Origin of the sequence: Clostridium estertheticum subsp. estertheticum (assembly GCF_001877035.1) — a bacterium.
Lineage (GTDB): Bacteria > Bacillota > Clostridia > Clostridiales > Clostridiaceae > Clostridium_AD > Clostridium_AD estertheticum.
Genome location: NZ_CP015756.1, coordinates 2,623,612 through 2,638,695, shown reverse-complemented (window position 1 = coordinate 2,638,695; position 15,084 = coordinate 2,623,612). Strand labels below are relative to the sequence as shown.

At 32.2% G+C, this 15,084-nt stretch carries 14 protein-coding genes; 10 read left to right on the top strand and 4 right to left on the bottom strand.

From position 1 onward, the window contains the following. The first annotated feature begins 288 nt into the window (after nucleotides 1–288). Both A7L45_RS12145 and gabT read left to right on the top strand, forming a co-directional pair. Nucleotides 289–1,677 (top strand): APC family permease, encoded by a 1,389-nt coding sequence (locus tag A7L45_RS12145; RefSeq protein WP_071613031.1) that lies wholly within the window; start codon nucleotides 289–291, stop codon nucleotides 1,675–1,677. Nucleotides 1,678–1,806: 129 nt separating this feature from the next. Further along, nucleotides 1,807–3,171 (top strand): 4-aminobutyrate--2-oxoglutarate transaminase, encoded by a 1,365-nt coding sequence (gene gabT / locus A7L45_RS12140; RefSeq protein ID WP_071613030.1) that lies wholly within the window; start codon nucleotides 1,807–1,809, stop codon nucleotides 3,169–3,171. A 94-nt stretch (nucleotides 3,172–3,265) separates the two neighbouring features. Here gabT and A7L45_RS12135 read toward each other — a convergent pair whose 3' ends face one another. Then, the gene (locus tag A7L45_RS12135; RefSeq protein WP_071613029.1) at nucleotides 3,266–4,747 is read right to left on the bottom strand and encodes an L-fucose/L-arabinose isomerase family protein; all 1,482 of its coding nucleotides are present in this window, start codon (nucleotides 4,745–4,747) and stop codon (nucleotides 3,266–3,268) included. A 45-nt stretch (nucleotides 4,748–4,792) separates the two neighbouring features. Next, complete coding sequence (locus tag A7L45_RS12130; protein ID WP_071613028.1) at nucleotides 4,793–5,416, bottom strand: DUF4867 family protein; 624 nt, start codon at nucleotides 5,414–5,416, stop codon at nucleotides 4,793–4,795. A 469-nt stretch (nucleotides 5,417–5,885) separates the two neighbouring features. Here A7L45_RS12130 and A7L45_RS12125 point away from each other — a divergent pair, with 469 nt between their 5' ends. The 7 genes from A7L45_RS12125 (at nucleotide 5,886) to spoVAE (ending at nucleotide 11,024) form a co-directional block, all read left to right on the top strand. Next, entirely contained in the window at nucleotides 5,886–7,196 is a 1,311-nt protein-coding gene (locus A7L45_RS12125) for an acetyl-CoA hydrolase/transferase family protein (RefSeq protein WP_071613027.1), read from the top strand. Between the two features lie 267 nt (nucleotides 7,197–7,463). Continuing rightward, nucleotides 7,464–7,799: an anti-sigma F factor antagonist gene (gene spoIIAA, locus A7L45_RS12120; RefSeq protein WP_071613026.1), complete on the top strand. Its 336-nt coding sequence runs from the start codon at nucleotides 7,464–7,466 to the stop codon at nucleotides 7,797–7,799. 13 nt (nucleotides 7,800–7,812) lie between these two features. After that, nucleotides 7,813–8,241, top strand: coding sequence for an anti-sigma F factor (gene spoIIAB / locus A7L45_RS12115; RefSeq protein ID WP_071613025.1), 429 nt, complete (start codon nucleotides 7,813–7,815; stop codon nucleotides 8,239–8,241). A 10-nt stretch (nucleotides 8,242–8,251) separates the two neighbouring features. After that, nucleotides 8,252–9,004 carry an RNA polymerase sporulation sigma factor SigF gene (gene sigF, locus A7L45_RS12110; protein WP_071613024.1) on the top strand — a complete coding sequence of 251 codons (753 nt, stop codon included), beginning with the start codon at nucleotides 8,252–8,254 and terminating at the stop codon, nucleotides 9,002–9,004. Nucleotides 9,005–9,191: 187 nt separating this feature from the next. Continuing rightward, nucleotides 9,192–9,644, top strand: coding sequence for a stage V sporulation protein AC (spoVAC, locus tag A7L45_RS12105; protein WP_071613023.1), 453 nt, complete (start codon nucleotides 9,192–9,194; stop codon nucleotides 9,642–9,644). A gap of 6 nt (nucleotides 9,645–9,650) precedes the next feature. Next, complete coding sequence (gene spoVAD, locus A7L45_RS12100; RefSeq protein WP_071613022.1) at nucleotides 9,651–10,667, top strand: stage V sporulation protein AD; 1,017 nt, start codon at nucleotides 9,651–9,653, stop codon at nucleotides 10,665–10,667. Continuing rightward, nucleotides 10,668–11,024, top strand: a complete 357-nt coding sequence (gene spoVAE, locus A7L45_RS12095; protein ID WP_071613021.1) for a stage V sporulation protein AE — start codon at nucleotides 10,668–10,670, stop codon at nucleotides 11,022–11,024. Between the two features lie 44 nt (nucleotides 11,025–11,068). Here the strand turns inward: spoVAE and A7L45_RS12090 are convergent, their stop codons facing one another. Beyond that, complete coding sequence (locus A7L45_RS12090) at nucleotides 11,069–13,528, bottom strand: transglycosylase domain-containing protein (RefSeq protein WP_071613020.1); 2,460 nt, start codon at nucleotides 13,526–13,528, stop codon at nucleotides 11,069–11,071. A 227-nt stretch (nucleotides 13,529–13,755) separates the two neighbouring features. Between A7L45_RS12090 and yunB the strand changes: the two genes are divergently transcribed. After that, on the top strand, nucleotides 13,756–14,418 hold the full coding sequence (gene yunB / locus A7L45_RS12085) for a sporulation protein YunB (protein WP_372445232.1): 663 nt from the start codon (nucleotides 13,756–13,758) through the stop codon (nucleotides 14,416–14,418). 74 nt (nucleotides 14,419–14,492) lie between these two features. Here yunB and hpt read toward each other — a convergent pair whose 3' ends face one another. Continuing rightward, a complete protein-coding gene (hpt, locus tag A7L45_RS12080) occupies nucleotides 14,493–15,017 on the bottom strand; it encodes a hypoxanthine phosphoribosyltransferase (protein WP_071613018.1) in 525 nt (174 codons plus the stop codon). Nucleotides 15,018–15,084 lie beyond the last annotated feature (67 nt).

Genomic DNA, 15,084 nt, shown 5'->3' with positions numbered 1-15,084 from the left:
AACAATAATCAGAATATTTAATTAAAAGATATATGAAGAGCGATTATATATCAATAGTCTTTAAAGTCACAATTTTATTGTAACTTTGGCATAAGTATTGCTAGAAGTATAAGTATATTTCTAAAGCTGTAACTTTATTAGAAGAAGGTTTAACAGTTACCACTTGCAGAAATGAAAAGAATTTTAAGGAAAATAAGTATGAATAAAAGAAAGGTGGTATGTTATGAAGAAATGATTGAGATATATACAAATTTATATTAGTGAACATATTTTAGGAGGTAGATTTCAATGGAAAATCAAGGTGACCAGCAGGTATTTAAACGTACTTTAAAATTACATCACTTAACTTTATTTGGGCTGGCATATTTGGCGCCAATGATTGTATATGGAATATATGGTGTTATTTCTGAAACAACTCATGGCGTCGAATCAGGAGCTTATCTTGCATCCTTAGTGGCTATGTTTTTTACCGCTCTGAGTTATTGCCATATGGTAAAGGCCTTTCCTGTAGCAGGATCAGCTTATACATATACTGGAAAATCAATCAGTCCGCACCTGGGATTCATGGTAGGGTGGGCAGTTATGCTTGATTATGTCTTCATCCCAATGGCAATCTGGCTAATTGGTGCTTCTTATTTTAACGCTGCATTCCCAAGTATTCCATCATGGGCGTTTGTTTTAGGATTTATTTTCGTCACTACCTCAATCAATATCATCGGGATCAAGATTGGCGCACAAGTCAATGTTGTCATGGTATTACTGCAACTTCTAGTAATTGGCGCTTTTATTGCTTTTAGCGTTAAAGCTGTTATGCATGGTATCGGTACAGGAACTATGTTATCGATAAGTCCTTTTTACAACAAGCATGTTCCGTTTGGATTTGTGATGGCCGGTGCGTCTATTGCTTGTTATTCATTCCTTGGATTTGACGCCGTTTCTACTTTTGTTGAAGAAGCAGTGGATCCATTAAAGAATATTCCGCGTGCTATCTTACTTACAACGGTGATTGGTGGGTTGATTTTCATAGTGGCAACATATACAACCCATATGGCTCACCCAGGTTATGTTTATAAAGATGCAGGTAATGCTGCATTTGAGATAGCAAAACAAGTTGCACCACCTATATTCGGTACCATTTTTTTAATCGGCATGATTATCGCGCAGTTTGCCTCTGGTATTTCAGCCCAAGCAAGTGGTGCACGACTTATGTATGCAATGGGGAGGGATAACGTACTACCTAAAAAAATATTTGGAGTACTGAGCAACAAATTTAATACTCCAATTAATAACATTATCATCACAGGAGTGATTGCCTTGCTTGCTCTTAAACTTACTGTAGCCACATCAACATCCTTTATTAACTTTGGAGCTTTCACGGCCTTCGCATTTGTTAATATTTCGGTGATTGTCCATTATTTCATCAAGGGAAAGAGACGGTCATTTAAAGATACTATTCTATTTTTAATTTTTCCAATGATTGGTGCAAGCTTTTGTTTCTTGCTTCTTACGAACTTAGACAAAGCTGCTTTGACATTAGGATGTATCTGGGCCACATTCGGTTTGATCTATTTAATATTTCTTACAAAAGGGTTTAAAGTAAGCCCACCAGAAATGGCAGCTGGCAGCAACAATATAATAACGACTGACGTAGAAAGTAAAATAAAAATAGAGCAATAGTTATTTAAATAATAGAACTCAAAATCTTGAAAATAAAATGTTTGCACAATGAAGTTATTAATAAAAAACTATATATAAGGTTATAAATACAAATATTGGATCATTAATATAATTGAGGAGGAATTTATTATGACAGCATTAAGAACTAGTTTACCTAAAATAACTACAACAATACCGGGACCAAAAGCAAAGGGATTAATAAAACTTAGACAAGAAAATGTTCCAGTTGGAGTATCATCGGGAGTACCTACTTTTATTGAAAGAGGAGAAGGTGCAATGTTTGAAGATGTAGATGGAAACATCATGTTGGATTTTGTTGGTGGAATTGGAGTTTTAAATATAGGATATTCTAATCCAGAAGTTATTGAAGTTGTAAAAGAACAAGTTTCAAAATTTTTTCACTCAAGTATAAATGTAGTTCAATATGAATCTTATGTACGTTTAGCTGAAAAGTTAAATAGTATTATTCCAGGGAATTTTAAGAAAAAAACAATGTTTGTAAATAGTGGATCTGAAGCTCTTGAAAATGCTGTGAAAATTGCCCGTAAATATACAAAAAGAACAGAGATAGTTACATTTACAGGTGGATTTCATGGAAGAACAAGTTTAACTATGGCAATGACAAGTACAATAAAACCATATAAACTTGGCTTTGGACCTTTCGCTCCGGGAGTTCATCAAGCAGAATTTCCTTATATTTATCGTCGTCCAGCTGGAATACCTAAGGAAGATGCAATGAAGTACTATATTGAAAAATTAAAGAATTTCTTCTTAGAAAAAATAAATGTAGAAGACGTTGCAGCGGTTGTTATTGAGCCTCTTCAAGGTGAAGGTGGATTCCTTCCAACACCTATTGAATATGTAAGAGAGCTAAGACGTATATGTGATGAGAATGGTATATTATTAGTATGTGACGAGGTACAATCAGGATACTGCAGAACTGGTAGAATGTTTGCTAGTGAGTACTGGGCAGACAATGGATTATATGCTGACATAATAACTTCTGCAAAATCACTTGGAGCTGGAATGCCAATTAGTGCAGTAACAGGTAGAGCTGAAATTATGGATGCTTCCCAAGCTGGTGGAATTGGTGGGACTTATGCTGGAAACCCAATAGCATGTGTTTCAGCTTTAAAAGTTATTGAAATTATGGAAAGAGATAATTATGCTGCTAAATCAAATCATATTGCAGAAATAGCTATAGATAGATTTAATATAATGAAGGGAAAATATAAGATTATTGGAGATGTTCGAGGCCTTGGGGCAATGATGGGTGTTGAGTTTGTTACTGATAGAGTAACAAAAGAACCAGCTTCAAAAGAAGTAAAAGCAATAATTAAAGATTGCAACGATAATGGCTTAGTCATATTAAATTGTGGCGTTAGAGGAAACACCCTTCGTTGCTTAATGCCTTTATGTATTACAGATGAACAATTAAATACAGGACTCGATATACTTGAAAATGCAATTTCAAAGGTAAGCACTAAAGCATAAAAATTAATAATTATGATTTAGCTTTTAAAATGGCTGTAGATAAATTTATCTACAGCCATTTGTATTCTTAATAGGTTATAATGTTCAAGCTTTTTTATTTAAATGGATTTTCTGATTTGTAAAGCATTCCTTTTGGTTGATTAAATGATAATTCTTTTACACCTAAATATCTAAATAAATTGTACATTGCTTTTCCATAATGGCCAAATGCAACTGCGCCATGATGTGGATATCTCTTTTCAATTAACACATTACGATAGAATCTTGCCATCTCAGGAATTGCAAAAACACCAATAGACCCAAATGATCGAGTTGAAACTGGTAATACTTCACCCTCTGCTACATATGCTGTTAATTCTGATTCTGCATTGCTTTGTAAACGGAAGAATGTTATTTCACCTGGAATAATATCTCCTTCAAGTGTTCCACGAGTTATGTTTGGTTCTACATTAGGTTCAAGGGATCTTGCCATAATTTTTTGGAATTTCATAGTACCACTTGTTAATTTACAGGCAGCTGTGTTACCACAATGGAATCCCATAAATGTGTCCTTTAATGTATAATCAAATTTATCTTTAATTTCTGATTGATACATATCATTTGGTACTGTATTATTAATATCAAGTAATGTTACAACATCTTGGCTTATGCAAGTTCCTATATATTCACTTAATGCACCATAAATATCAACTTCACATGACACAGGAATTCCCATTGCAGTTAGTCTACTATTTACATAACAAGGTACAAATCCAAATTGTGTTTGGAATGATGGCCAGCATTTATTTGCAAAAACAACAAATTTTCTTGAACCTTTATGCTCTTCCATCCAATCAAGTAATGTTATTTCATATTGAGCAAGCTTTGGCAAAATACCAGGCATTTTATTACCTTTACCTAATTCTTTTTCCATACTAGCTATTACCTCTGGAATTCTTGAATCACTCGCATGAGCGTTGAAGGCTGCGTATAAATCAAGTTCTGAATTTTCTTCTATTTCAACTCCTAGATTATATAATTGCTTAATTGGTGCATTACATGCTAAGAAATCTTGTGGACGAGGTCCGAAAGAGATTATTTTCAAATTGTCGAGGCCTAGTAATGTAGTAGCAACTGGTACAAATTCTGAAATCATATCTGCAACTTCACTAGCCGTTCCAACAGGATATTCAGGGATAAATGCCTTTATATTACGTAGTGCTAAATTGTAACTAGCATTTAACATTCCACAATAAGCATCCCCACGGCCATTCATTAAATTATCACCGCTTTCCTCTGAAGCAGCTACAAACATTACTGGTCCACCGAAGTGTTTTGCAAGTAAGGTTTCTGAAGTTTCAGGACCGAAATTTCCAAGGTATACTACTAATGCATTTACTCCAGCTTCTTTAACTTCTTTTAATGCTTTTAACATATGAGTTTCGTTTTCTACAGTAGTTAAACATTCAAATATATCAACGTTAGATTTTTTGAAATTTTCTACTACTGCTTTTCTACGGCTCTCAGATAACTCCATTGGGAAGCAATCTCTGCTTACTGCAACAATTCCTAATTTTAATTGTGGTAAATTTTTCATTTTTCATTCCTCCGATTATTTTATTATGAATAGTTATTTTTATACTTATTTTATTGAAATATTTTTACCTTTTAAGCCTATAAATGCTCCTTGTGGTCCTAAATCAGTATCTTTGTGACCAATTAACCATTTGTTTCTAGCAAAGAGTAAAGCATCTTCACCAGATTTATTAATTTTATTTTCGAGTGGCAAATTAGTATCCCTAGGTAATACAACTACACATTTAAAACCATTTTCATTTGCATTACAAGGTGCATAATGAAGTGTAGTTGCATAAACCTCAATGATTGTACCAGCCGGAACTAAAAAGGCTTCTATATTTGAAGTATCATATGAATAATCTTTTTCAACATCTTGAATACAACCTAAAAGTAAAATAAAATCAGTAACTGCAACATTTATTTCAGATGAACGATGATATTCCACAGCGTTTAGTAAATAATTATTACCATTACAATATCCTACTTGAATTGGTAATTCTCCAAATTCTCTTATTTTTAAGTCTTGCGCTATTCCTAAATCTTCTAATTCTTTAATTGATGGCTCATAGACGACATCATTTGGCAATGGTGTCGTTTTCATTTTTTCAATTAATTTAGAACAATTATAATTTTCTAAAATACGTCCATATTTCTTAAACTCACTATCTGTAATTTTTTTAATAATCATAGTCATCTTCCCTTCTATTAAATTTTTGTTATTATAGTAAATAACTTTTTAAGTTCCCTTTAATAAGTCTATTCTACTATTCTTTTATGATTTTATCAAGATGTTTTGTAAACTATTTCATTTTATTCAAAAGTTTTTAATATTGTGGTGAGTACTAGCGAATGGTAAGAGTGGCTTATTAAAGCTGAAAACTTAATTTTTGTTTTGATAATAATTTTTTTTACATGTACAAGTTAAAAAAGTTGGTGTATAATGGAGCAATAAAGAAGTAAACAAACTTAATTAAAATTAAAGACAAGAAATATCACAAAAGTATAATATATATTTATGTGTTTTTTTTAAAAAAAGATTGTGAAAATAATCACAAGAATATACTCTAAAACTATGAAATATATATTAATACATATATAACAATAGTAAATCAATTAAAATTAAGGAAAAAAATTTGATTATTAGGGAGAGTGTAGTTATGAATTTACAAGAAATCTACAAATCAAAGGTTATTACGGCAGAGCAAGCTGCTAGGAAGATAGTGTCTGGAAATAGGGTAGCAACAGGGCATGCTTGTGCTGAACCTGTTACGCTTATAGAGGCAATGTTAAAGAATAAGGATTCCTATAAAGATGTTGAAATTGTGCATATGGTTCCTATGGGAAAAGATGAATATACTAAGCCAGGAATGGAAAGTCATTTTAAACACAATGCACTATTTGCAGGTGCTAGTACAAGAGAAGCTATCGCTTCTGGAAGAGCAGATTTTACGCCCTGTTTTTTTTCTAAGATACCTGAGCTATTTAAAAATAATTATCTACCAGTAGATGTGGCACTTATTCAAGTTTCATCACCAGATGAGCATGGTTGTTGTAGTTTTGGTTTATCTGTTGATTACACAAAGACAGCAGCAGAATGTGCAAAAATGGTAATTGCAGAAGTAAACAAAGAAATGCCAAGAACTATGGGTGACTCTTTTATAAATGTTTCCGACATTGATTATATAGTAGAATCAAATCATCCACTAATAGAACTTACTTCTCCTAAAATCGGGGATGTTGAAAGAGCTATTGGAGAAAATTGTGCTTCTTTAGTTGAAGATGGTTCTACACTACAACTTGGAATAGGTGCTATTCCAGATGCAGTTTTATTATTTTTAAAAGGAAAGAAGGATTTAGGAATTCATTCTGAGATGATTTCAGATGGAGTTGTGGAACTAGTTGAAGCAGGTGTAATTACGGGTAAGGCTAAATCCCTTCATGAGGGAAAGATTGTTGTGACATTTTTGATGGGAAGCAAAAGACTATATGATTTTGTAGATAATAACCCTATGGTTGAAATGTATTCTGTAGATTATGTAAATGATCCCTGTATTATTGCTAAAAATAGTAAAATGGTGTGTGTAAATTCTGCTATTCAAGTAGATCTTATGGGTCAAGTTAATGCAGAAATGATAGGAGAAACTCAGTTTAGTGGAACTGGTGGTCAAGTTGATTTTGTCCGCGGTGCATCTATGGCAAAAAACGGTAAATCCATAATCGCAATGCCATCGACTGCATGCAAAGGAAAAGTTTCGAGAATTAAACCACATCTTGATGAAGGAGCAGCCGTTACAACACTTAGAAATGATGTGCAATATATAGTTACTGAATATGGTATTGCAGAATTAAAAGGTAAAACTTTAAAAAATAGAGCAAAAGCGCTAATAAATATTGCTCACCCAGATTTTAGGAATGAGTTAATACAGGAATTCGAAAAAAGGTTTAAGTGTAAATTCACATCAAAATAATTAAGTATGATTAATAATAGTAGCCAGATAATTAAGTACCTAATTATCTGGCTACTATTTATTTTATTACATTACATTTAGAATACTAAAATTATTTAACATACATTATGTTAAAAAGTACAAAATTGGGTATAATATAAAGAAATGAAAAAATATTACATAAAAAAAGAAGGATTTTCTTATAAGTTAGCGAATATAGGATATGGATACATTATTTAGACGATATCAAAATAATATTTAAATTCCAAATGATTCGGGGGGAAGAATATGCATTTAAATTTTGAAAATAGTGAAGATAAGTTGATAGTTTACATGTCTGGAGAATTAGACCACCATAGTGCTGAGGAAGTTAGGAATATTATAGATGATAGGTTAGAACGAGATAGTTATAACAAATTAATTATGGATTTTGGAGAAGTGACATTTATGGATAGCTCTGGTATTGGTGTAGTTATTGGAAGATACAAAAAGTTACATACGAGAAATGGAAAAGTATGTGTAACTAATATTAAATCTTCAGTTAAAAGGGTATTTGAACTGTCAGGAATGTTTAAGATTATCATGTTATATGATGACGTAAAGCAAGCTGTAAACAACATTTAGTGGGGGGATTAGTATGTGTTACAATAAAATTAAGATAGAATTTTTAAGTAAATCACAGAATGAAAGTTTCGCAAGAGTATCAATAGCAGCATTTGCTTCACAATTAGATCCTACAATTGACGAAATCACCGATGTTAAAACAGCGGTATCAGAAGCAGTTACTAATGCAATTATTCATGGATATGAAAGTGAAGAGGAAATGATAACTATTGAAGCCATTATTAATGGCACGGAATTGACAGTAATAGTTAATGATACAGGGAAAGGAATTGATAATTTAGAGCTAGCTATGGAGCCACTATACACTTCTCGTCCAGACCTGGAGAGGTCTGGAATGGGTTTTACTGTAATGGAGACTTTTATGGACAGTCTGGAAGTAAAGTCTGACAAAGGTAGGGGAACAAGTATAATAATGAAAAAAATATTTAATCCTTTAAGTTAGGTGGAATATTATGGATCAAGAAATAGTAAAAAAAAGTAACTATAATTATGAAGATAATATGCAACTTATTCAAATGGCTAGAAATGGAGAACCTGGTGCACTGGACACTTTAGTAGAAATGAATTTGCCATTAGTTTCATCTATAAGTAAAAAATTTTTAAATAGGGGATATGAGTATGATGATATCTTCCAGATAGGTTGTATTGGACTCGTAAAAGCAATTAATAATTTTGATACTAAGTATAATGTGAAATTTTCCACGTATGCGGTGCCTATGATAATGGGAGAGATTAAAAGATTTCTTAGAGATGATGGAATTATAAAAGTAAGCCGAAGCGTTAAAAATACTGCACGGCAATTGCATTATGATAAAGATACTCTAACCAAAAAATTGGGTAGAGATCCTACAATTGACGAATTGTCGGTTTTTTGCAATATAGAAAAGGAGGATATAGTATACGCATTAGAGTCTGCTAGCAATATGTTGTATTTATTTGATACGATACATCAAGACGATGGTGCACCAGTATTGTTAATTGATAAGTTAAGTGAAAAATATGAAGAAGATAACCAAGTTTTAGATAAAATATCTCTCAAAGAAGCACTTAGAAAACTTGATGCAAAATCAAGGCAAATAATTATGCTCAGATACTTTAAAGATAATACACAAATTCAGGTAGCGAAAAAGATGGGAATTAGCCAAGTGCAGGTATCAAGAATAGAAAAGAAAGTTTTGAAAATAATGAGAGAAAAATTAATTTAGAAAGATAATGAGATGTATTATGGACAAATAACTTCAATTTTGATTTGAAGCCGTTTATCTTTAATTACATCTTATTTTTTTGACTAAAAACTATATTAATGCAAATACTAAAATTAAGAATCAGAGTATTATATTTTTATAAAAAAGCAAATTAATAATAACTTTCTAAAGTGACAAGGAGGATTCTATGAAGGTAAAAGAAAAAGCCATAAGAAAAAAATTCGATAAGCTTAATTCAAATAACATTCCAAAGCCCAATTTACTAAAGCACTGTTTTAATGCCTTTTGGATTGGAGGATTAATATGTGTAATTGGACAATTTATAAGTGATATTTTTTCGAAATTTGGTGTTCCAAAGGATGAGCTAGGGACGTATGTCTCTATAGTTATGGTGTTTTTAGGTGCAGCACTTACGGGTATTGGTGTATATGATAAGTTGGGTGACTTTGCAGGTGCAGGTTCTGTTGTACCAATTACTGGGTTTGCAAATTCAATTGTCTCACCTGCAATGGAGTTTAAAAAAGAAGGTTTTGTTTTTGGCGTTGCAGCTAAAATGTTTACTATTGCAGGACCTGTTCTAGTTTATGGAATTGGTTCATCTGTAATTGTAGGAATTTTATATTATTTTTTAAGGTGGTGATGCAAAATGGGTAGAAGAATTGGTCTTCAAACAGTAGAAATTGAAAGCAAACCTAGAATTATTGGTACCTATAATATAGTTGGTCCTAAAGAGGGACAGGGACCATTAAAAGAATATTTCGATGAAATTATAAAAGATGATCTTAATGGAACTGAAAGCTTTGAAAAAGCTGAAACAAGTCTTTTATATACTGCTATATCAGAGAGTATAAAAAAAGCAAAGTTGAAAGAAGTTGATATCAATTATTTATTAGCGGGTGATTTATTAAATCAGTTATCATCTTCATGTTTTGCTGCTAGAGATTTAGACATACCGTTTATAGGTCTATATGGAGCTTGTTCAACTATGGCAGAGTCTTTAAGCATTGGTTCAATGATAATGGAAGGTGGCCTAGCTAATTATGTTGTAGCAGCTACCTCCTCACATTTTTCTTCAGCGGAAAGGCAATTTAGATTACCACTTGAAATGGGAAGTCAGAGACCACCAACATCACAATGGACTGTGACAGGCGCAGGTTCAATGGTTTTAGGTAAAAAAGGTAAATTCCCTTATGTTACTCATATTACAACTGGAAAAGTTAAAGACTATGGAATAATTGATGTGAATAATATGGGAGTTGCAATGGCACCAGCAGCAGTGGACACTATTAAACAACATTTTATGGATACTAATAGAAAGCCTTCTGATTATGATCTTATTGCTACTGGAGATTTAGGGATTATAGGAAAGGAGTTTACAGAAAAATTATTACTTGAATACAAATATGATATGAGAGGTCATTATATTGATTGTGGTGAGATAATCTTTGATGCTTCAAGGCAAGGAACTAATGCTGGTGGCAGTGGTTGTGGTTGTTCTGCGGTGGTTGCAACAGGGTATCTACTTAAAAATATGCTGAAAGGAAAATTTAAAAGGATTCTGTTAGTTTCAACGGGGGCTCTTTTAAGTTCTACTTCAACTTTGCAGGGTGAAACAATACCAGGAATTGCTCATGCTGTTTCAATAGAGTTTGGGGGTGAATAAATGAATAATTACATTATGGTTTTTATAGTTGGAGGACTTATATGTGTAATAGGTCAAATACTTATGGATACAACTAAACTTACTCCTGCTAGGATATTGGTTGTATTTGTAACGGGTGGTGTAATACTAGGAGCATTAAATATATATGATGTAGTAATCAAATATGGGAAAGCGGGTGGGAGTATACCTCTGCCTGGGTTTGGATATAGTTTGGCTAAGAGTGTAATGAAAGAAGTAGATGAGTTTGGTCTCATAGGTGCTTTTACAGGAGGTATAAAGGGTACTGCAGGCGGTATTACTGCTGCAATTTTCTTTGGATATATAATGGCATTGATTTTTAATCCTAAAACTAAATAAAAAACAACTATTAAAATACATAATATTTTAATAGTTGTTTTTTTTTATCTTGTTTTATGTGTAGTAGTGTCATTATTTTGATTAGGATAAGTATTATCAATAGGTGTATTTTGGTTCAAATTACCACCGCCAGTTGTAGTGTTATTTTGTCCATTAGTTTTAGGAGTAGTAACAGGGGGTGTTATTTCAGGGGTAGTTGATGGAATATTTGGAGTGACAACTGAAGGAGCAGAAAAAGAACCCGAAGAGTTATCAACTGCTGTTGGTAATACGAAAGCAGAGTCGTCTAAATGTGCATTAGGAACATGATCCCTCTTTATAAAAACCTTTGTTTCAATTTTCCAAATTGGTGTATATTCTGATGCTAGAACATAGTTACCACTTGAATCCCTTGTGACTTTAGCGGCAACATGTATGCTGTCAAGAGTTGTAGGCTGAGTTCCATCAATAAATAGCTCAGAGTAAACTCTATCGCCCCTAGGATCTGCAATAGTTAAATCTGTTGGTATATTACCTGAATCCTTTGATACGGATAAGGAGGAGATGCCAGAAGGCATATCAACGTCCTTTACTGGAAGAGAAGTATGAGCCTCTTTCATGAGTTTCCCCCATAATTGCGCAGTATCATTACTATTAAGTCCTACAATTTCATCTGCTTTATCAGTTCCAATCCAAACCGCAGCAGAGTAATATGGAGTTAAACCAACAAACCATAAATCTTTTGAATTAGAAGAAGTACCAGTTTTACCTCGAACAGGCATGTTACTAAAGATGGCATTCGAACCAGTACCATGTGGGCTGCTTACAGGTCCTTTTAATAAATCATACATTATATAAGCACTTTGAGGTGACAAAACATGTGTCGCTACAGGTTTTGTATCAAGCAGTACTTTACCAGTTCTATCGACCACTTTAGTATATAATCTTGGAGTAGTTCGATTTCCACTATTACCAAAAACACCGTACGCATCTGCCATAGTAAGAGGATTAGTTCCACTATTTAATTGACCAAGGGCCATAGCAGCTGGACTATTGGCATCCACACTATCAAGATTCAATCCAAATTTTTCGCCGTATGAAACGCCAGTTTTGATACCAATCATATTTTCGAATTTCACAGCAGCAACGTTATCAGAATACATTAAGGAATCGCGCAGAGTTAAATATCCCTTATATTTATAATCATCGTTATTTGGATTGTATCCAGGGGAAGGTATAGGGGAATCTTCAATAACGGTAGAAGCTGTAGCTATTTTTGTATCAATAGCTGGACTATATACGGTTAAGGGCTTAATACTTGATCCAGGAGCCCTTAAAAATTTATCATCATAGGCGGCTCTGTTATAAGAGCCAGGAACTGTAACATTTCGTCCACCTATAATAGTTTTAACTTCACCTGTATGGTAATCCATGATAACACATGAGGCTTGTATGTTTGCTTGTGGAGAGTTCATAGGAGCATCAATTAAACTTTGTGATGTGTTTTGCATATTCCTATTCATGGTTGTATAAATGTTTACACCATCATACATAAGCATTGAAGATGCTTCCTTTTGGCTAATCTTATATTTTTTCATTAGATCATTAGTAACTTGAAGGAGTGCAGGTCTTGAAAAGAACTCATAGTTCATCTTGTTTGCATTTTTTTTTGAAAAACTAAAAGTTAATTTCTCAGCCATGGCTGAGTCAAATTGTACTTTACTAATTTTATTATATTTATACATATTAGTTAAGACTGCTTTGGTTCTAGTTGAATCAAAAGCTGTTTTAGTTTCAAATGATTTAGTTGCCATAGAATATGAAACACTAGGGTTTTGTGCAGCACTAGCTATAAAAGCAGACTGTTTTAAGGTTAAGGTCTTAACAGGTTTATTAAAATATTGTTGTGACGCCGCTTCTATACCATGAGCATTTCCTCCTAGAAAAATAGTATTCATATATGTCTCTAAAATTTGGGACTTGGTTAATACTTTTTCTATTTGTAGTGATAAATAGATTTCTTGAACTTTTCTTTTTATAGAAGTCCTGTTTTCAATAGAATCTTCTAAAAATATTCTGTATTTGACCAACTGTTGAGTTATTGTTGAAGCTCCTTGAAGACTTTGACCACTTCCAGTTATTTTTATTTTTATATCATTAAATATAGAACCAGCTAACCTTTTTATATCAATACCTGGATGCGTTGCAAATCTGAAATCTTCAATACTTATAAATGCTTCCTGAAGATTAACTGGAACATCACTAATAGGTACATTAATTCTTCTTTGTGAAATAACATATTCATCCATAAGTTTTCCGGAATCATCTAATAATACAGTAATTTCATCTAATTTTAAAAATTCATTAATATTTAAACTAGGAGCCGTCTTAATCATAGCTAATACTACTCCACCGATGGCTACACTTATTGTTAAGGCTATAATTAGAATGGTAAAAATAAGTTTTTTAAAAACATGCTTCTCAGCTTTTTTTTTCTTTTTCTGAGAAGTTCCTTTTTTATCCATTGAGCATCCTCCTTGTATTTTTATGAAGCAGATAAAAACTGACGATTTTTACCATGACCTCTAAAAATTCACGTTGTTTAGCTATAATTAGCTTTTAATATTATACCATATAATTATATTATTTATTTAAATAAAACTTAATATAAAATATTGTGTTTTGAAATACTATTTGAATTCTTTACCTTAAATAAGTTACATATAATAATGTATAACCTTAAATGGGGGTAATGAATATTAATAATAAAATTAAAGGTAGAATATTAATAATTATAGCCATAGTTATGATTAATTTTACAATATTCATATATATTTTTGATAGAACTACAATGCCAACTGTAATGGCAGTGGCAGATTCAGAAATGAGAGCAAAAGCAACTGAGATTGTAAATAAAGCAATTATAGATGAATATTCAAATCAATTTAACTATGATGAGATAATAAAGGTGGATAAAGATTCTGTTGGAAATATCGTAATGCTGAAAGCGGATACTTTGAAAATGAATAAAATAGCTTGCGATGTTGCACTAAAGTCACAAAAGGAATTAATGAAATTGGGCGATGTAGGAATCAAGGTTCCAATAGGATACATAACAAGAAATAATATTCTATCTTATTATGGACCTAGTGTTAATATCAAAATGCAGCCTATAGGACATGTAGAAACTAAATATTCATCGGAGTTTGAAAGTGCGGGTATAAATCAAACAAGACATAAGATTTATGTTAAGGTAAAAACTACAGTTAGAGTAATTATACCTTTGAAAAGTAATGATATTGAGGTAACAAATGAGGTGCCAATTGCTGAAACTATTATAGTTGGTAAAACACCTAATACTTCAGTTCAATTAGATTTAAATGGAACTGGATTTAAACTAGGAAATAGCAATTAATAAAAATACAAAAAATAAAGCGCGCGGTGCGCACTTTATTTTTTATACTTTTATGTATTTATAGGGAATTTAAATTAATCTTCCCAATTAAATATGTATGGTATATTTCTATAATAGTCTCCATAATTTAATCCATAACCAACTACAAAAAGATCTGGAATCTCAAAGCAATAGTAATCAGGGGTTATTTCAACCTTTCTTCTTTCTATCTTATTTAAAAGAACACAAGTTTTAACACTAGCAGCGCCTAAAGATCTAACGTGATTCACAACGAAATCCATAGTTAAACCAGTATCAACAATATCATCAACTATTAATACATCAAACCCAGAAATATTGTCAGGTATGTCATTTACAATATTAACGAGTCCTTTTGATTCTTCGTCATCTCCATAACTTGAAGTTGTCATAAAGCCTATTTTTGTAGGTACAGTGATTTGACGTACAAGGTCTGCAGTATATATAAAGCTACCTCTGAGCAATGATAGGACATATAATTTTTTCCCGAAATAATCTTTGGAAATTTCAGTACCAAGTTGTTCAATTCGTTCATTAATTTGATCTTTTGATATAAGAATATTTATTTTTTTATCATTCAATGTTAATCCCGCCCTCTTTACATATTTACAATATGCTCTCAATAGTATAAAATTATAAGAAACTTGT